We start from the raw sequence: 17,872 nt of genomic DNA, 5'->3' as shown, positions 1-17,872 counted from the left end.
GCCGGTTCCGAGCCTCTGTCAGGGGGCCAGCTTGCCGAGTTCGGCTCGGTGCGCTTCCACCACCGGCACAATCTCTGCTGCCGCCTGCTTGAGTGCGACCGCCTCGCCCGAGGCAGCATAGCCTTGGTGCAGCGCCAGTGCCGCACCATGCGCGGTCTTCTGGTGGTCGAGATAGATTTTGTCGATACCCGCGGCATCGGCGGCCTTGATGTCCGCCAGCATCTTTTCCTGGTCGGGAGCAAGTGTCGGTGTTGGCGCCTCGACCCCGGCGCTCGCGGCGGCCGCCTTCACTTTTGCGGTCGATTTTCCGTGATTGTCGATCATCATCTCGGCAAAGGCCCTGACCTTTGCATCTTTCGATTTGGCGAGCAGGGCTTTCGACGATTCGATCTCCCAGAGGTCGCCGGCACCCGCCTGCGCGACATAATCGGCCGTGCTGACTGCTTGCGCCGGCGTTGCGGCGGCCGGACCGGGCTCGGGTGCCACAACGGCCGTGTCAGCAGACGCGGCGGCTTGCTCCTCGTCGCGCGTATCGGGTCCGCCGCATCCCGCGACAATCGCGGCGATCGCCGCGGCTCCAATCCATGTCTTCATCACGTCTCTCCTCAAATGATCTTCTGCGCCTTGGCCTCCCGGCTTTTCCGCATGCAAGACCGGGCCGCGGCGCGCGCGGCCCGGTCTTTCACCCGGAAAGCGGGGGCGGAGGTCAGCTGCGCTGTTTGCCCTGATCCTTGCTGCCCGACTGCTTGTCCGCTCCCGACTGGCTCTTGCCGCCGTCCTGTTGCTGCTGGCTGCCCTTGCCGGACGAGCTGCCCTGCTGCTTGCCGTCTTTCTTGTCATTCTGTGCCATGAGGCATCCTTTCCATGCGGCCCGAGGCGGGCCAATATGGAAACCCCGCGCCTGTCCGGCTTGTTGCGTGAAAGAGGAGCCGGGTTGATCGAAGTTATACGCTTTTGGCGTGCCGCAACGGTCCGGGGCGCCGTGCGCGTTCCGGCCTCCTTTCGGGACGGCACGGCCGCGCGGTAGCGGGGCGGGCGGGCGCGATTGGGGCGTCGCCGGCCTCATCATGCGTTCGGGTGGCCGGCGGCGCGGCGCCGGTGCGGCCAAAAAGGGCCCGGCGCGCGGCGCGGCTCGCGGTCGCCTGACGCACCTTCAACCGAGGCAAGCGACGATCGCCTCGATCACCGCGATCGTCTCCCTGGGGTCGCGCACGCGCACCGTGTCGAGCCCGAGCAGCTTCGCCGGATAGTCGTTGCCGCCCGGAAAGATCGCGTCGCCGATGAAGATCATGTCGCCGAGCGCGATTCCGCTCTCGGCGCTCAGCTTTTTGAGCCCATAGCCCTTGTCGACGCCCTCGCGCGTGACGTCGATCGAGGTCGCGCCGCCCATGTTGATCGACAGGCCCGGGAGCCGCTCGCCGAGATCCGCCTGGATGATCCGCCGCTTCGCGAAGTCGGGATCCCAGACTTCCTTGGCGGCGATCGGCGCCTGCTGGCCGAGCGCCGAGAAAGTGATCTGGCTGCCGCGGTCCTCGATGCGATCGCCCCAGACTTCCTCGGGAACGAACCCCGTCGCCTCGAGCGACGCGTCGAAGGCGGCGAGGATGCGCGCCTTTTCCTCGTCGCTGAACAGCTCGGCATAAAGCGGCGTCCAGCCGCCGCCGCGGTGGACGAAAAGCTTCGTGCCCGTCGTCGGCATCAGCCAGAGCCGACCCCGATCGGCGTCTGCCGGAAGCCGGCTCGCGACCTGCTTGTCGAACTGCGGCCAGTCGCCGCCCGAAATCACCGCGACCTCGGCGACGCCCAGGAGCTTCGCGATCGCCGTGCCCATCTCGGGGGCGAGCGGCTGCTTGCTTTCCGCCAGGGTTCCATCGAGATCGAAGGCGACGAGTTTCTTCATGATTGTCTCCTCTGTTCGCTGTCGCCGACGCTGAGCCGACAAAGCATCCCAATCGCCTGAGGCCTTCCGAAGTTCCTGCGGGCACCTCGCCCCGACCTACCTCGCGGGCAAAATGTCAAAGACGGGGCTACGAGCACGGCGGGAGCGGGCGTGGCGGGGACGGATGGCGGGCCGTCGTTGTCGGCATGCCGCGGCCGCGGCAAGGTCGGGGCCGCTCGCTGGGCGACCCGCGAGCCTAACGCAACGAGTTCGGCTTTGGAGGCGTTAGCGTGTCGATGACGAGGAAAGCCATTCGATGACCCCGCGCTGGCCTTCGGTGCTCTGGGTGGTTCGCCACGGCCAGAGCGCGGGCAATGTCGCGCGCGATGCCGCCGACGCGGCGGGTGACCTGCGCATCGCGCTCGACCACCGCGATGTCGACGTGCCCCTCTCGGCGCTGGGCGAGCAACAGGCACGGGCGCTCGGCGCCTGGTTCGCCGCGGGCGAGGAAGACGGCCGCCCCGAGATCATGCTCGCCTCGCCCTATGTACGGGCCGTGCAGACCGCCGAAATCTTCCGCACCGCGGGAGGCTGCGCGGCCGACGAGAAAATCTGCATCGACGAGCGGCTGCGCGAGAAGGAGTTCGGCATCCTCGATGGCCTCACGCGCCGCGGCATCGAGGCGGCGCATCCCGATCAGGCCGAATTCCGGCTGGCGCTCGGTAAATTCTATCACCGCCCGCCGGGCGGCGAAAGCTGGTGCGACGTGATCCTGCGCCTCCGCTCACTGCTCGACACGGTCTCGCTCCATTATGGCGGGCGGCGCGTGATGATCGTCGCGCACCAGGTGGTCGTCCTTTGCCTGCGCACCATCATCGAAAATCTGGGAGAGGCCGAGATATTGGCAATCGACAGCGAGGGCGACGTCGCCAATTGCGCGATCACCGAATATCGCTTCGACGCTGACGTGGGCCGCGACGGCAACCTCGTCCTGTCGCGCTACAATGTGACTGCGCCAATGGAGGACGAAGTCCCGGTCACCCGCGAACCCGATGCGATGGTGGCCGCGCGTGGCTGAGGCAACCCCGCTCGACACCGCCTGGCTCAAGGCGCATCCGCTTCCCGATCATCATGACAATGTCGACAAGAACGGACGCGGCCGGGTGCTCGTGATCGGCGGTTGCCGCCGGGTGCCGGGCGGCATGCTGCTCACCGCCGAGGCGGCGTTCCGCGCCGGGGCGGGCAAGGTGACGATCGCGACGATCGCCTCGGCGGCGATCCCGATCGGCATCGCCTTTCCGGCCTGCGCCGTCGTCGCGCTCCCCGAAACCGAAGCGGGCGAGATTGCGCCCGAGGCGGCCGAACTGCTGCTCGGCGAGGTGGCGCTGCACGACGCCATCGTCTTCGGGCCCGCGATGATCGACGCCGACATCGTCCGGACCCTGCTCGAAGCCCTGCTGCCGGCGCTGCCCGAGGACATCTTCCTCCTCCTCGACGCCGTCGCGCTGCGCGCAGCGGCCGCACATTCGGATGCGATCCGGCCGCGCGCCGCGCACACAATCCTCACCCCGCACGAAGGCGAACTTGCCGCGATGCTCGATGTAGCGAAGGAGGAGGTCGCAAGCGACCCGCTCGCGTCGCTCGGCAAGGCGGCCGACCTCTTCGGCGCGGCGGTGATGGTCAAGGGCGCGACGAGCCATCTCATCGCCGAGGGGAGCTGCCTGGCTTATGCGGGCGGCGGGCTCGGCCTTGCCGTCAGCGGCTCGGGCGACGTGCTGGCGGGCCTCATCGCCGGGCTCGGCGCGCAAGGCCTCTCGCCCCTGCAGGCGTCCGCCTGGGGCATCTGGCTTCACGGCGAAGCGGGGCGGCGGCTCGGCGAAACCATGGGGCCGCTCGGCTATCTTGCGCGCGAGCTGCTGCCGCTCGTCCCGGGGCTGATGCGCGGTGTCTGAGCTCGATCTCCTCGACCCCGATCTCCTGCTGCCGATTGCGGGCGCGGTCATCGCCGGCGCGATTATCGGCGGCGAGCGCGAATATCGCGCGAGCCCGGCCGGCCTGCGCACCCATATCCTCGTCGCGCTGTCCTGCTGTCTCCTCATGCTGTCGGCCGTTCACCAGATGGAATGGCTCACCGACACGCCGACCGAGGTCGTGCGCATCGATCCCGTGCGCATGGCGCATGGCGTGCTCACCGGCATCGGTTTCCTGTGCGGCGGCGTGATCTTTCGCGAGGGGCTCAATGTCCGCGGGCTCACCACCGCCGCGTCGCTCTGGATGACCGCGACGCTCGGCATCCTGTTCGGCGTAGGCTTCTACGAACTCGCCATCTTCGGCGGCGTCGCGACCTTCCTCGTGCTCGCTGCCGTCACCTGGACCGAGCGCCACGCGCCGCAGCGGCGTATCGCGCATGTCACGCTCGATTATCGGGCGGGCACGAGCATCGCCTCGGCCGAGGTCATCGCCTTGCTCGGGGAACATGGCCTCAAGGCGATCACCGTCGAACAGCGCCGCGCCGGCGGCGCACCCGGCTTTACCGCGATCGCCGCAGGCTATGGCGAGGAATGTGCCGATGCGCTGGCGGCGGCGCTCAGCGGGGACGATCGCATCGCCGCCTTCGACATCAGGCCGCAGCAGGGATGAAGGGTGGGGCCGGAACGGGAGAGCGCATGCCCGCTGGCCGCGACCCTTCGGGCGAGCCCGCTTATGATGCGCTCGTCATCGGCGCGGGACCCGCAGGGCTCACCGCCGCTCTCTATCTTGCGCGCTATCGCCGCCGCACCCTCGTGCTCCACGACGGACGCTCGCGCGCGCTTGGCGCGCCGATGGCCTGGAACGTGCCCGGATTTCCCGACGGAATATCGGGAGCCGATCTCGTCGCGCGGCTCACCGATCAGGCAGAGAGATACGGTGCCGAAATCGAGTTGGCGCGCGTCGACTGTCTGTCCGCAGGCGCCGGCGGTGCCCCCTTCGCGGCGCGGCTCGAGGACGGCCGCCGCCTGTCGGCGCGCGGGCTCATTCTCGCGACCGGCGTCATCACCAACGAGGCGGTGCTTGCCAGCGGCGACCATGACGCCGCCGTCCGGAGCGGCGCGCTGCGCTACTGCCCGATCTGCGACGGATTTGAGCATCGCGGGCGCAAGATCGCCGTACTCGGGTCGGACCTTCACGGCGCCGCCGAGGCGATGTTCCTGAGGCAATATACCGACGATGTGACCCTCATCCCCAAGTGGCAGGTCGAGCTCACGCCCGCGCAGCGTGCCGAACTTCTGGCAAGCGACGTGCGGATCGAGGAGCGGCAGCTGCTTCGCCTCGCGCACCGGGACAGACGTATCGCGGTTCAGCTGGAGGGTGCGGAGGACGCGCTTTTCTTCGACACCCTCTATCCGGCGCTCGGGTCCGAACCGCGCCGCGAATTGCTGGCGGGGCTCGGTCTCCAAGGCGACGCCAATCGCTGCCTGCCCGCCGATGCCTTTGCCGAGCCCTTGATGCCCGGCGTCTACGGCGCCGGCGATGTTCTCGCCGGGCTCGACCAGATCAGCACCGCGACGGGCCATGGCGCGGCGGCTGCGACGCGGCTTCACAACTGGCTGCGCCGTGTCGAAGGGCATGTAATGGCGGACCAGCACTGAAGGGCACGGGGCAGGCTATCGCTTCGACGGATGCACGAAAGCTGCTCGGCCGGGCGCGTTCGGCCCACATGGTTGTTGGGCAAAACCTGCCTCGATGGATCTGGCGACGCGACGGGCGGATGGGGCGCTACCCGCCGCAGCGCGTGCAGGATTGATCTCGATCATCACGATTTTCGCGCCTTGGACCCTGAAATTTGCTATGCAGAAGTGGCTGAGTCCCACCCTCATCGGCGTCTCTTGCGGCTGCCTGATTTTGCAGTCCGCCCTTTGCCTGAGGCGTTCCGATCGGTGCTGAGAGCAGGGTCGCGCTTGCTCCGGAACAGGAATGGAGCATGTCATGCGCCTTTTTCATCTTCTTTTTCATGGCGAGGATGCGCGCGAGCCGCGCCGCGTCGAATTTCGCGCGCCCGACGCCTATCAGGCGTTCCAGTTCGCGCTCAACGATCGCGGCAGTGCCGAGGTCGAACTATGGGACGGCGAGCAGCTTCTCGTTCGCATGAGCAAGACCGAAGCCAATCTCTGGAAGCTGCACGGCCTCCCCCCATCCCAAGGCACCGCGGGGCCCTCTGCTCAGGCAGGGGCGGCCGCCGCCTGACCCGCGCTGCGGAGGTGACGGGCGCGCGATGGACGCGTGACAGGTGGATCACGCCCGCTTGCCCGCCTCAGGCGGGCCGGCCGTCTTGCCCGGCGCAGAGGCCGAGGCATGCATCGACGAGCGCGCTCATCAGCACGGGTTTCGAGAAGAAGAAGCTGCCCTCGACCTGGCGGTCGGCAAGCGGCACATTGGCCGAGGCATAGACGACGCCGCCGCCCGGATGAGCGTCGCGATAGGCTTCCGCGAGGCTCCATCCGTCGAGAGCGCCGGCAAGCCGGATATCGGTCACGAGGATATGCGGTCGCTCCTCGCCGATCAGGAGCAGTGCGTCCTCGGCGGTTTCGACCTCGCGAACCGCGAACCCGGCTGCCTCGAGCGCCTCGACGATGTCGATGCGGACGAGCCATTCGTCTTCGGCGACGATGGCCGTGCAGAGAGGGGCGGGGGACGGGTTTGGCACGCTGATGACTTTCGCCCTGAAACATGGATCGAAGTTGAGAGGTCGCTCGGCGTCACGGCTGGGCGCATGGCAGTCTCGGCGGAACGCATCAACCACTCAAGGGTTTCTTTGCCATAGCGAATTCCCGTTTCGGGAACGCAGGGGCCATCGGAGGGGCAGGGACCATGACATATGCGTGAGACGCTGGTCGAGGACGAAGCGGCGCAAGGGGGCTTAGCCGTTCGCGAAAGTGCCGCGCACCTCGCGGCGCTCGTCGAGGGCTCGGACGATGCGATCATCAGTAAAACGCTCGATGGAACCATCACCAGCTGGAATCCCGCGGCCGAACGCATGTTCGGTTATCGTGCCGACGAGATCGTCGGCCGCTCGATCCTCACCCTCATCCCCGAGGAACGCCGCAGCGAAGAAACCGCGATCATCGAGCGTGTGCGCGCCGGCGAGCGCGTTCCGCCTTTCGAGACGGTCCGTCGGCGCAAGGACGGCAGCCTCGTCGACCTCTCGATCACCGTGTCGCCGGTGCGCCGCGCCGACGGCACGATCATCGGCGCTTCGAAGATCGCGCGCGACATCTCGGAACGAAAGGCGGTCGAGGCGCAGCTCGCCCGCCAGGCCGAGCGGCTGACCCACCTCAATCGCGCCGCCCTCCTCGTATCGCAGGATCTCGACCTCGAACGGATCGTCCAGGCGGTGACCGATATCGCGACGGAGCTCAGCGGTGCGCGCTTCGGCGCCTTCTTTTACAATGTGCTGGGCGACGAGGGCGAAAGTTACCTGCTCTTCTCGCTATCCGGCGCCCCGCGCGAGGCGTTCGAGCGCTTCGGCATGCCGCGCAATACCGCCGTCTTCGACCCGACGTTCCGCGGAGCGGGGACGATCCGGTCGGACGATATCCGCAAGGATCCGCGCTACGGCCTGAGCGCGCCGCACCACGGCATGCCGGAGGGGCATCTGCCCGTCGTGAGCTATCTCGCGGTTCCCGTCATCTCGCGCTCGGGCGCGGTGCTCGGCGGTCTTTTCTTTGGCCATGACGAGCCCGCCATGTTCAATGCCGAGGTCGAGGAGCTTGTCGAGGCCGTGGCTGCGCAGGCGGCGGTAGCGATGGACAACGCCCATCTTCACGAGGCGGCGCGCGTCGAGATCGCGGCGCGCGTGAAGGCCGAAGAGGAGCTCCAGCTCACCCTTGCCGAAATGCGCCACCGGGTGAAGAACACGCTCGCGATGGTCCAGGCGATCGCCGCGCAGACGTTTCGCGAGACGTCGGCCACCGAGCGCCAGTCGTTCGAGGCGCGCGTCCGCGCCCTCTCCGATGCGCACGACCTCCTGACCGAGCGCCACTGGGGCACCGTATCGGCCGGCGAAATGATCGAGCGCGCGCTCCACGCCTCCGACAAGATGAAGCCGGGCCGCATCAGCCTCGCCGGGCCGGACGCCGAGGTGCCGGCGTCGCGCGCGCTGCTCGCGGCAATGGCGCTGCACGAACTCGGGACCAATGCGGTCAAATATGGAGCGCTGTCGGGCGATGCCGGCACGGTCGCGGTCGAGTGGGACATGGTGAAAGAGAGCGGCCGGGATCGGCTCCGCTTGCGCTGGAGCGAGCAGGGCGGTCCCCCCGTTTCGCCTCCCGCGCGCACGGGTTTCGGCACGCGAATGCTCGAACGGGCGCTCCGCGGGCAGGGCGGAAGTGCCGCGATCGAATTCCGGCCCGAGGGTGTTTGCTGCACCCTTGAGCTTCCCGCATGACAAGCATCGCGGGCGCGGCGGGATCGCGCGAGGTTCGCGCGCTTCGTGGGTCGAGGATCGAAGGTGAGGGCCGAAGGTCGATGGTCGAGGGGAGCGGGTCGCAGGGTGGGCGTCACAAACCTTGCTCGTGGCTGGCGAGTCGGGCGCGGCTCGGTTAAGGCGTAGCCATGGCGGGAATCGGATCACGCATCGACGAGTCGGGAATGCTGCTGCGCGTGGCAGGCGGCTTTGCGCTTCGCCGCGACCTCGGCGGCCGCTGGCGGCTCGACCTTCGCCGCACCCCCGTCGATCATGTCGAGAAGCGCGTGCGCATCACCGGCATTCTCGTCGGCGAGGATCTTGTCGAGGTCGACGGCGTCGCCCCGGAAGGCGCCGTAGCGCCCGGTGGTGATCTACCGGACAGCGGCTCGCCGATCGAAGCATAGTCGCGCCGCTTCCGGTCGAAGCTGCCTGGGGGCAGGATTGTAAAGCCGGATGTTCGCCGGCGTCCGCATTCCTCTCAATTTTGACCGGCCCAAGCCGCGGAACAAAGTGGCGTAATGCCGGTTGAAGCTTGCATGACCCAGACCATTGCAACCCCCGCACCAGCCGCCGATCCGGCGCGTATCGTCGTCCTTCTCTGTGCGCTGGCGCAGATCGGAGCTGCCCTCTTGCCCGTGATGGGGATCGGCACGCCGGTCGGCGACCGCTCCGACGCCGTGCAGACGCTGATAACGCCCGCGGGCTGGGCCTTCTCGATCTGGGGCGCGCTTTATCTGGGATCGCTGGTTTTCGCGCTCCTCCAGTTCACCGCTTCCGGGCGCGATAGCGCGTTGTTCGCCGCGCTGCGCTGGCCTGCGGCTGGCGCCTTTCTCGGCAATGCGCTTTGGGCCACCTGGGTGCAGCTCGGCGACATCGATGCGGTATCGACTCTGATCATTTTCGGCTCGCTTGTCTCGATCCTCATCGCCTACCGGCGTATCGCCGCCTGGACGGCGCCCTTTTCGGCGGCCGAGCGCTGGGGCGCCATCCTGCCGCTGTCGGCGCTCGCTTCCTGGTTGACCGCAGCCTCGATCGTCAATGTCGCGGCCACGTTGCGCTACTATGGCGTCGACGCTGCGCCCGATGTCGCGCCGCTCATCTCCGCCGCGATTATCGTCGTCGGCGGTCTGATCGCGGCCACGGCCCTTGCGCGGGGCAAGGGCAATCCGCCCTTCGCCCTCGTCTTCCTCTGGGCGCTGGCAGCAATCTTTGCAGCCGGCGGACAGGAGGCGGCTGCCGTCGCGGTGGCGGCAGCGATCGCGGCGATCCTCGTGCTGATCGGAATTTCGCTGGGCTGGCGCGACGGCGGTGCGCACCATTGGTCCGGTTCGAGATCGTAAAACTGTCTTGGGGGCGCTTGAGCGTCTTCGCCGCAGTCGGTTTGATTTCGAACTTTTCCGAGGTTCAGCGCGCGATCGGCACCTTCTTACGGCCAGGCGCACCGGGTGTCGCCGCGTCCCTGCGGCCAGCCGCGATCCCGACCCGCGCTTGAGGCGTCTGCCGGGGCGCGGCCCCGGCGCAACGGGCTTCGCCCGTCCTCCACTGCCGTTGCGGCCCTCGGGGTGCGCCGGCGCCTTGCGGCGCCCCGGCTCTCTTTCTGCGCCGCGGGACGGGCTCGCGGGCAACGGCAGGAGACACATCATGGGAGCCATCGGTTTCGTCAGCGGCACGATCGAGAAGGGCTTTGTCGGCGAGCTTCGCACCCTCTCGATCCGGGTGCCGATCGAAATTCGCATCAACCGCGGCAAGGGGAGCGAGGTGCAGCCCGACTACCGCGTCTACTCCGACGACGTCGAGATCGGCGCGGGATGGGTGCGCCTCGCGGCGGTGTCCGAGCGCCGCTACGTGTCGCTCGCCCTCGAAGCCCCCGAGTTCGGGCAGCGACGCCTTTATGCGAACCTTGCCCGCGCGGCGGGGCAGGACAATTCCGACGCTTATGCGCTGCTCTGGAACCCCGCCGACTGACGGCGTGCAAGAAACACGCGGCTTATCCTCGCACTGGCTGCAATAGCTGGTGCGCGGGAGCCCCCGCCTTGATAGGGTGACGACGATGAAAAGCGGTATCGACCATCTTCCCCCGCACAAGCAGCGCGAACTCGAGCGCGTCGTCGAGATTATCTTCGAGGAATTCGAGGATGCACTGGCGCTCGCAACGCAGGGCTGGAAGAAGAAGGGGCGCATCTCGAAAATCATTCTCTACGGCAGCTATGCGCGGGGAGGGTGGGTCGACGAGCCGCACACCGCCAAGGGCTATCAGTCCGACTATGACCTGCTGATCATCGTCAACGACAAGCGGCTGACCGATCGCGCCGACTATTGGTCGAAGCTCGACGACCGGCTCATTCGCGAACTGTCGGTGACGAAGACGCTGCGGACGCCGGTGAACTTCATTGTGCACAGTCTGGACGAAGTGAACTCCGGGCTGTCGCAAGGCCGCTATTTCTTCATGGACGTCGCGCGCGACGGGATCGCGCTGTACGAAGCCGAGGACAGTGAGCTTGCCGAGCCGCAACCGAAGACGCCGCACGCGGCGCTGGAGATGGCGCGGGAGTATTTTGACGAGTGGTTTCCGAGTGCCGGGCGCTTCAAACGCGCGTCGGAATTTTTGATTTCGGAGCGCGGCCTAAAGGAGGCGGCTTTCAACCTGCATCAGGCCACCGAACGTTATTACAACTGCGCGCTTCTGGTCTGTTCGTTCTATTCACCGCACGTCCACAACCTTGCGTTTCTCAGAACGCAGGCCGAGCGGATCGATCCCCGGCTAGCAGAAGCGTGGCCGCGAGAGACGAAGATCGATCGTTCACGTTTTGAGAAGCTCAAGGAAGCTTACATCAAGGCGCGCTACTCGAAGCATTATCGCATTACCGAGGATGAGCTTTCCTGGCTCGGCGAACGCGTCACAGTACTGGCAAAGGTGGTGGAATCGGTTTGCGCCGAGCGGATCGCTCTGCTGGAATCCACAGCAAAGCAGGCAGGCTGATAAGGCTCGACCGCTCGCTTATTTGCCGCGGAACCGTTCGAATTTTTCTCGGGCTTCGGCGGTTTCGACTGCGATGCTTGCGTTCTGGCACTCATCGCCGCGGTGAGTATCGTCCTCACAAGCAGCGACGATATCCCGCGCTTCCTCCAGATGGCTCTCGAAATACTGCAGACTGCGCGGCTCGCTTCGTCCGCACGCCGCCAAGGTGACGGCAATCGCCAACGTCATGATCGCACGCAAATCGCCACTCCCGCTGAACTTCCGTGGCCTAGCTTAGCGTCTCAGCTGATAAGTGCGAGGCCGTCGACGAGAGATGCATCCAAACTGAGAGCATCTCTCGGGCGGCTTTGCGCCTCAATACAGCCTTTCAGCCTGAGTCATTCGCCACTTGAAAGCGGTCGTTTGGCTCTCGCGACCGATGGCGACACGCTCCAATGCCGAACCTTGTGCGCAGTCAACCGTGTGCCACCGCCGATGGAGCGGAATCTTCGCGCACCGCGCCTGCATTCATGATATACCCTCCATGTTCAGGGCGCCCTTGTCGTATTCGCGAGCGCGCCGTTTCTCCCCGGACCCGGCTTTCAAGCCCGTCAGCTCTCCGGTATCCCCGAAAGGGGCCATGATGACCCACACCACCCACCCCGACGTCGCGCTCAATCTGGCGCTTGCCGTCATTACCGCCTCCGACGCACCCGCCCTGCTGCTCGACCAGAATTTCACGATCATTGCCGCCAGCACATCCTTCTGCCGCGCCTTCGCGCTCGACCCGCGGCAAGCGGTCGGGCGGACGCCGCTGGAACTGGGAGACGGCGAGTGGGACGTGCCGCAACTTCGGACGTTGCTCGGCGTCACCTTTCACGGCGATGCACAGATAGAATCCTATGAAATGGATCTCGATGGCCCGCACGCGCCCCGCCGGCTCGTGCTCCATGCGAAGATGCTCGACTATGGCGATCTCGCCCGACCGCGTTTGCTGCTGACCATTTCGGACGTGACCGAAGCGCGGATCAGCGAAAAGCTGAAGGACGATCTGTTGCGCGAGAAGGCGATCCTCCTTCAGGAACTTCAGCATCGCGTCGCCAACAGTCTTCAGATCATTGCGAGCGTGCTCATGCAGAGCGCGAGGCGGGTGCAATCTGAAGAGACGAGAAGCCATCTTCGCGATGCGCATAATCGCGTGATGTCGATTGCCACCGTCCAGCAACAACTGGCGGCGTCGCGGCTGGGCGAGGTCGAATTGGGCGCCTATTTCACGCAGCTTTGCGAGAGCCTCGGCGCATCGATGATCTGTGATTCGGATCTTGTATCGCTCAGGGTGAGCGCCGACGACAGCAAGGTGAATGCCGACATTTCGGTCAGCCTCGGGTTGATCGTGACCGAACTCGTCATCAATGCGCTCAAACATGCGTTCCCGGGCGAACGCGGTGGAACGATCCTGGTGGATTATCATGCGCTGGGCGAGGCATGGAAGTTGACGGTCCATGACGACGGCGTAGGCACACCGCACAAGCTGGCCGCGGCCAAGCCCGGCCTCGGTACCAGTATTGTCGAGGCCTTGGCGAAGCAGCTTCGCGCGACCGTCGAAACGGCGGGAGCCAGTCCCGGCACAAGGGTCTCGATCGTGCACGAAGAGCCGGTCGGTGTAAGCTGAAGCGGCTAGACCAGCTAATAAGATCGGCCTGCCGCTCGCCATGATCCAGACGAAAAGCTGCCGCCTCCGCATAGAGCGGAAGCGGCAGATCCCCTTTTAATGGACGTTCGTTTTACTGCGGGCTGAGCCGCAGGCGAAGATTCAGGCGATCGATCCGCGACTGAAGCGCGGCTTCGTTGCGCTCTGACAGCCGGTCCATCCGGTCATGATGCATGGCCCGCTCGCTGGCACGAATGGATCGCAGCTCGCGGCTGGCACTCATGGCCGTCCGGTTGTCGATCGTGCGCTCCGATCGGGCGGTGCGGACATATCGGTCGAGGTTGGCGAGCTGCGAGAGGATAGCGGGGCGGTTCGCCCCATAGTCGCTGCCCATGCCCTCGCGCCCGGTAGGAACCCAGCGACCACGGGCGTCGTAATAGCCCGTCGTCGCCCCGGCGTTCCATCGGCCATTCCGATCATAATAGCCGGGATGCGGATCGGCGACCCAATGTCCGTTCGCGTCGCGGCGTCCGCCCGCCGCGCCGGCAATCCAGCGACCGTTCGCGTCGTAATGACCGACGGTAACGCCGGCGACCCAGCGGCCGCGCTGATCATAGTGGCCGCTTGCCGCGCCGGATATCCAGCGATCATTGTCATCGTAATAGCCTGCCGAAGAGGCCGGTATCCAGCGGTTCTGGCCGTCATAGCTGCCGCTTGCCGTTCCGTCCTCGCGCTGGGGAATCCAGTTGCGCCGTTCGTCATAATAGCCGTTCGGCGTTCCGGTGACCCACTTGTTGTCGCGGTCATAATAGCCGGTAGCCCGGCCGCGCGCGGTTGATGTCGCGTGCCAGGCGCCCGCGGCGTCGTAATAGCCATAGGCATCGTCGCGGCGAGTTGCCGTGGCTGATGCGGCGTTTCCGATCCAGCGCCCGCGATCGTCATACCGGCCGCTTGCCGAACCCGGAACCCAGATGTCGTCGCGGTCGTAATAACCGTTCGCCGATGCGGGCACCCATTCGCCGCCCGGCCGATAGTCGCCTTCTCCGCGACTGGACACCGCGTAAGTGACCCAGCGGCCATCGCTGCCATATCGACCGTTGGGCGGACCATCGACCCATATCCCGTCACGATCATAGTAGCCGCGGGCATCGGAGGAGTTCACGCCGGTCGCGTGCCAGCGATTTTCATTATCGTAATAGCCAAAGGCATCGCGGCAATCGCGCGTCGGTTTGGCGATCTGGTTGGCGAGAACGGCTCCTGCGGCGGCGCCGATCACGGTTCCGACCGTCTTGTCGCCACGACCGGCGACGACATTGCCGAGCACTCCGCCGGCCGCGGCGCCGCCGATCGTGGCGACGACGCGCGTCGAGCGCTGTTCTTCGCAGGTCGCCTGCGACTGCGTTCGTGCGCCGGCGATGGACGGAACAAGGGCGATGGCGGCGATATTCGCCGCGAGAATAAACCTGTACATTTGGGGGCTCCTGGAGCTGGCAAGATGCCGCTCGCTATTAAAAACGCTCAGTATTCATTATTGTTCCCCTATATCCTTGATTCCTGAAATTATCGTTTCAAGATTCGATATATTCCCTCCTATCATGATACTAAATTGGGTAATTTATATTGTTTCTAGTCGGGATTTTATCAACGGACTTGGGAGACGGCTGGGAGATTTGATGAGATGCGCGCGAATGCCCCCGTCGCTGCCTGAGCCGACACGCAAAGCTCGGACAGAAATGACGGGCTGGAGCGCACGCGCCGCTGGCCTTGGAACAAACAGCCTGCCGGGGGCGATCAGTGGCGCCCCGCGGCCCATATCGCCGTCAGTTGGCGAATGACCCGTGTGCGATGTTGATAGGTGCTGTACCGTTTGCCGACGCGCCCATTGGCGAAATCGTCGGCGAGTTTACGGGTCAACCAGTCTATTTCCGCTCTCTGCGTATCGCAGTCGGTCGCCGCCGGTTCGGGAGCCGCAGGGCGGGGATTTCGGAAGGGCGCGAACTCGGGGAAATGGCCGCCTTCATTTTCCCAACTCTCGACTGCGGATCGCCTGTCCGCTTCATGCCGCGAAGGCAACGCCATCACGCGAGGCGCGGCTGCGGCCCGCCCGGACTTCAAAACTTCTGATATATTCGGCATGACCCGGCTCCGTCGTCGAGCGGGAGTATGGAGGCATCTCTCAGTCGCACCGGCGCTCAAGGCATGGGGTGCGATATCTTCCATGTGGGGATGATGCATGTCCAATGCTAGGGCAGAGCGATCATATTCGTCGACGGCCCGGATGGAGCTTTGGGGAAACTTCGTCTCTGGCTTGCTGACGTACGATTCAAGCTGCTGCATGGCCTTGGCACCGTCGCCGTTGTAGGATCGACCTTCTGCCATCGCTGATGGCGCGGCCGCCTTCTGCATGGCGACCCTTTCCGGAAGGATCGTTATTGCCTCATGATACCAGTCTTCTCGCCATGCTTGTCATGGGACTGGTCCTCGCCTTCATCGGCGGGTTTGTCGCGAGCAGGCTGAAGCTGCCACCGCTCGTCGGCTATCTGCTCGCGGGCGTGGCGGTGGGCCCTTTCACGCCGGGTTTCGTGGGTGACGCCGATGTAGCGAACCAACTCGCCGAAATCGGCATCATCCTGCTGATGTTCGGTGTCGGACTGCATTTCTCGATCAAGGATCTGATCGCCGTCCGCAGGATCGCCATTCCCGGCGCGATCGTACAGATCATGGTCGCGACGCTGCTTGGTGCGAGTCTCGCACATCTCTGGGGATGGACGATCGGCGCCGGCCTGGTTTTCGGTCTTGCCCTGTCGGTCGCATCGACCGTCGTACTGCTACGCGCACTCGAGCAGCGCAATACGCTGGATTCGATCAACGGCCGGATCGCCGTCGGCTGGTTGATCGTCGAGGATCTCGTCATGGTGCTGGCCTTAGTATTGCTGCCGGCATTGGCGGGCGCGCCCGGGGGTGAAGGGGCTTCGGGCGGCGCGGGCGAAATCGCGCTCGCCTTGCTCGTCACGCTCGGAAAGGTCGCGTTGTTCCTCATCCTCGTCCTCGTCGTCGGCACGCGCGCCGCGCCCTGGATATTGGAGCGCGTCGCCCGGACGGGCTCGCGCGAGTTGTTTACCCTCTCGGTTCTCGCGACCGCGCTCGGGATTGCTTTCGGCTCGGCCGCCCTGTTCGGCGTGTCCTTTGCGCTCGGCGCCTTCTTTGCTGGCGTGATCCTCAGCGAAAGCGATTTCAGTCATCAGGCGGCCGCGGACTCGCTGCCGTTGCAGGATGCTTTTGCCGTCCTGTTCTTCGTCTCGGTCGGGATGCTGTTCGATCCGGGCATCCTGGTCCGTGAACCGTCCGCCGTTCTGGCAGTGCTGGCGATCATTCTGGCCGGCAAGTCGGTTGCGGCGTTCGGGATTGTGCTGGCCTTCGGCTATCCGGCGCGGACGGCGCTGACCGTCTCGGCGAGCCTGGCGCAGATCGGCGAGTTCTCCTTCATCCTGATCGGCCTGGGCGTCACCTTGGGGCTGGTCGAGGCGGAAGCGAGGGACTTGATCCTCGCCGGCGCGCTGCTGTCGATTACGTTCAATCCGCTCGTCTTCATCGCTTTCGACGGCTTCGAGAGATGGCTGCGACGACGACCGCGGCTGTTGGCATTGCTGGAGCGGGGAGGCGATGAGAGCCTTTCCCGTCTGCCCGACGCGAAGCACGGCCGCTTTCGCCATCACGCGGTCGTCGTCGGCTACGGCCGGGTCGGGCGCGTGGTCGGCAGGATGCTCGCGGAAGCCGGCCTACCCCTCATCGTCGTCGACAAGGATCGACGCCGCGTCGAGGCGCTGCGCGAGCGCGGCATTACGGCCGTCTATGGCGAAGCATCGACCCCCGGTATTTTGGAGGCAGCAGATATCGCCCAAGCGCGGCTGCTCGTGATCGCGACCCCGGAGGGCTTTCAGACACGGCGCATCATCGAGATCGCGCGCGAGCTCAATCCCGAAATCGACACCGCGATCCGGACCCACAGCGAAGCCGAGGTCGCCCATCTCGAAGGTCAGGGCGTCGGCCTCGCGATCATGGGCGCGCGCGAGCTGTCGTTCGGCCTTGCGGACTATGCGCTGCGCAGCCTCGGCATCTCGAAGACGCGTGCGGCGGCCATAGTTCAGAAGGAGCGCATGTCCGGGGAGGGCGGCGCCTTCGAGCGCCGTCCCGACATCCCGCCTGGCGAAGCGCCAGAACTGCGCCAGCGCCGGGGGGATGACGAGGATGCCGCCTGATGCCGGTGCGTAGACCCTTTCGGCGTGGCGAATTGATGCCCGCATCATGTCCGTCTGTGGTAGGATGCACCATCACCCGATTTCGATCGCAAGCTTCCCGTGACTGAGAGACATCGAGCTCCCGCTTGCTCAGCGGGAGTCTATTCCATGATTGCTATCCCCGAACCCTCGCGACCTTTCGGCCGGATCATTCGGTTGTGGAACCGGCTTCTCCATCACGGGCTGGAACATGTCCCGCAAACAATGGAAAATGCGTTTCACCAGTCGCGGCGGCGCCGGCGCGACCTCGAGCGCGCAATCGATAGCTGGGTGCGCGAAAACGGCGCCTGCTCGGGGGCCTCGCAACCAGCCCGTCCTCAAGTCGTGTCGTCGTCTTCTGTCCAGCCTGCCCTTGAACAATGGGACGATGAGAGCGGAGCACAACCAGCGAAAGGAACGCGATCATGATACTGCACAATCTCTTCGGCCGTCACCTCGTCGATTTCAAGGCCAGCCACTGGGATCGGGGGCGCTTCGTCAGCCATTGCACCGTTTGCGGTTGCGAGATGGTCAAACTACCCGGCTTGGTATGGCAGGCGAGCGAACGGCGGGGCTGAGACGATCGGCTCTGCCGCTCGACCGGACGGAATCGCTCTATTCGCGGCCCGGCATGATAAACAGGAACAATGCCCTCTCTCGC

The 17,872-nt window shown here is 65.6% G+C and carries 20 protein-coding genes; 13 read left to right on the top strand and 7 right to left on the bottom strand.

Features of this window, described 5'->3' with window-relative positions:
• Positions 1–18: 18 nt before the first annotated feature.
• The 3 genes from LH19_RS11460 to LH19_RS11455 all read right to left on the bottom strand — a co-directional run bounded on the left by LH19_RS11460 (position 19) and on the right by LH19_RS11455 (position 1,900).
• Positions 19–594, bottom strand: a complete 576-nt coding sequence (locus LH19_RS11460; RefSeq protein ID WP_082395602.1) for a DUF4142 domain-containing protein — start codon at positions 592–594, stop codon at positions 19–21.
• A 112-nt stretch (positions 595–706) separates the two neighbouring features.
• Positions 707–850 carry a hypothetical protein gene (locus LH19_RS28645; RefSeq protein ID WP_156344034.1) on the bottom strand — a complete coding sequence of 48 codons (144 nt, stop codon included), beginning with the start codon at positions 848–850 and terminating at the stop codon, positions 707–709.
• Between the two features lie 303 nt (positions 851–1,153).
• Positions 1,154–1,900 (bottom strand): HAD-IIB family hydrolase, encoded by a 747-nt coding sequence (locus LH19_RS11455; RefSeq protein ID WP_054728021.1) that lies wholly within the window; start codon positions 1,898–1,900, stop codon positions 1,154–1,156.
• A 295-nt stretch (positions 1,901–2,195) separates the two neighbouring features.
• Here LH19_RS11455 and LH19_RS11450 point away from each other — a divergent pair, with 295 nt between their 5' ends.
• From LH19_RS11450 to LH19_RS11425, 5 genes are all read left to right on the top strand, one after another.
• Entirely contained in the window at positions 2,196–2,957 is a 762-nt protein-coding gene (locus LH19_RS11450) for a histidine phosphatase family protein (protein ID WP_054728019.1), read from the top strand.
• Positions 2,950–3,831 (top strand): NAD(P)H-hydrate dehydratase, encoded by an 882-nt coding sequence (locus LH19_RS11445; RefSeq protein WP_234716153.1) that lies wholly within the window; start codon positions 2,950–2,952, stop codon positions 3,829–3,831. Before LH19_RS11450 ends, LH19_RS11445 begins: the two co-directional genes overlap by 8 nt.
• Positions 3,824–4,519 (top strand): MgtC/SapB family protein, encoded by a 696-nt coding sequence (locus LH19_RS11440; protein WP_054728014.1) that lies wholly within the window; start codon positions 3,824–3,826, stop codon positions 4,517–4,519. Before LH19_RS11445 ends, LH19_RS11440 begins: the two co-directional genes overlap by 8 nt.
• A 26-nt stretch (positions 4,520–4,545) precedes the next feature.
• Positions 4,546–5,508: an NAD(P)/FAD-dependent oxidoreductase gene (locus tag LH19_RS11435; RefSeq protein WP_054728013.1), complete on the top strand. Its 963-nt coding sequence runs from the start codon at positions 4,546–4,548 to the stop codon at positions 5,506–5,508.
• 337 nt (positions 5,509–5,845) lie between these two features.
• Entirely contained in the window at positions 5,846–6,103 is a 258-nt protein-coding gene (locus LH19_RS11425; RefSeq protein ID WP_145923392.1) for a hypothetical protein, read from the top strand.
• Between the two features lie 67 nt (positions 6,104–6,170).
• On the opposite strand, the gene LH19_RS11420 is transcribed toward LH19_RS11425, so the two are convergent.
• Complete coding sequence (locus LH19_RS11420; RefSeq protein ID WP_054728006.1) at positions 6,171–6,563, bottom strand: response regulator; 393 nt, start codon at positions 6,561–6,563, stop codon at positions 6,171–6,173.
• Positions 6,564–6,734: 171 nt separating this feature from the next.
• Between LH19_RS11420 and LH19_RS11415 the strand changes: the two genes are divergently transcribed.
• From LH19_RS11415 to LH19_RS11395, 5 genes are all read left to right on the top strand, one after another.
• Complete coding sequence (locus LH19_RS11415; RefSeq protein ID WP_054728004.1) at positions 6,735–8,303, top strand: sensor histidine kinase; 1,569 nt, start codon at positions 6,735–6,737, stop codon at positions 8,301–8,303.
• Positions 8,304–8,470: 167 nt separating this feature from the next.
• Complete coding sequence (locus LH19_RS11410) at positions 8,471–8,728, top strand: DUF5818 domain-containing protein (RefSeq protein ID WP_054728002.1); 258 nt, start codon at positions 8,471–8,473, stop codon at positions 8,726–8,728.
• Between the two features lie 132 nt (positions 8,729–8,860).
• Complete coding sequence (locus LH19_RS11405; RefSeq protein ID WP_054733404.1) at positions 8,861–9,664, top strand: hypothetical protein; 804 nt, start codon at positions 8,861–8,863, stop codon at positions 9,662–9,664.
• 301 nt (positions 9,665–9,965) lie between these two features.
• A complete protein-coding gene (locus LH19_RS11400) occupies positions 9,966–10,289 on the top strand; it encodes a DUF736 domain-containing protein (protein ID WP_054728000.1) in 324 nt (107 codons plus the stop codon).
• An 85-nt stretch (positions 10,290–10,374) separates the two neighbouring features.
• Positions 10,375–11,304, top strand: a complete 930-nt coding sequence (locus tag LH19_RS11395) for a HEPN domain-containing protein (protein ID WP_054727998.1) — start codon at positions 10,375–10,377, stop codon at positions 11,302–11,304.
• An 18-nt stretch (positions 11,305–11,322) separates the two neighbouring features.
• Here the strand turns inward: LH19_RS11395 and LH19_RS11390 are convergent, their stop codons facing one another.
• Positions 11,323–11,544, bottom strand: a complete 222-nt coding sequence (locus LH19_RS11390; protein WP_234716152.1) for an EexN family lipoprotein — start codon at positions 11,542–11,544, stop codon at positions 11,323–11,325.
• 178 nt (positions 11,545–11,722) lie between these two features.
• Between LH19_RS11390 and LH19_RS11385 the strand changes: the two genes are divergently transcribed.
• Complete coding sequence (locus tag LH19_RS11385; RefSeq protein WP_234716151.1) at positions 11,723–12,955, top strand: sensor histidine kinase; 1,233 nt, start codon at positions 11,723–11,725, stop codon at positions 12,953–12,955.
• A gap of 112 nt (positions 12,956–13,067) precedes the next feature.
• Here the strand turns inward: LH19_RS11385 and LH19_RS11380 are convergent, their stop codons facing one another.
• Positions 13,068–14,405: a glycine zipper 2TM domain-containing protein gene (locus LH19_RS11380; RefSeq protein ID WP_054727996.1), complete on the bottom strand. Its 1,338-nt coding sequence runs from the start codon at positions 14,403–14,405 to the stop codon at positions 13,068–13,070.
• A 320-nt stretch (positions 14,406–14,725) separates the two neighbouring features.
• Complete coding sequence (locus tag LH19_RS11375; RefSeq protein ID WP_054727995.1) at positions 14,726–15,340, bottom strand: hypothetical protein; 615 nt, start codon at positions 15,338–15,340, stop codon at positions 14,726–14,728.
• Between the two features lie 26 nt (positions 15,341–15,366).
• On the opposite strand from LH19_RS11375, the gene ybaL reads away from it, so the two are divergent.
• The gene (gene ybaL, locus LH19_RS11370; protein WP_054727993.1) at positions 15,367–17,193 is read left to right on the top strand and encodes a YbaL family putative K(+) efflux transporter; all 1,827 of its coding nucleotides are present in this window, start codon (positions 15,367–15,369) and stop codon (positions 17,191–17,193) included.
• Between the two features lie 443 nt (positions 17,194–17,636).
• Positions 17,637–17,789 (top strand): hypothetical protein, encoded by a 153-nt coding sequence (locus LH19_RS28640; RefSeq protein ID WP_156344033.1) that lies wholly within the window; start codon positions 17,637–17,639, stop codon positions 17,787–17,789.
• Positions 17,790–17,872: the final 83 nt, after the last annotated feature.

Origin of the sequence: Sphingopyxis macrogoltabida (assembly GCF_001314325.1) — a bacterium.
Taxonomy (GTDB): domain Bacteria; phylum Pseudomonadota; class Alphaproteobacteria; order Sphingomonadales; family Sphingomonadaceae; genus Sphingopyxis; species Sphingopyxis macrogoltabida.
This window is presented reverse-complemented; position numbering and strand designations above follow the sequence as displayed.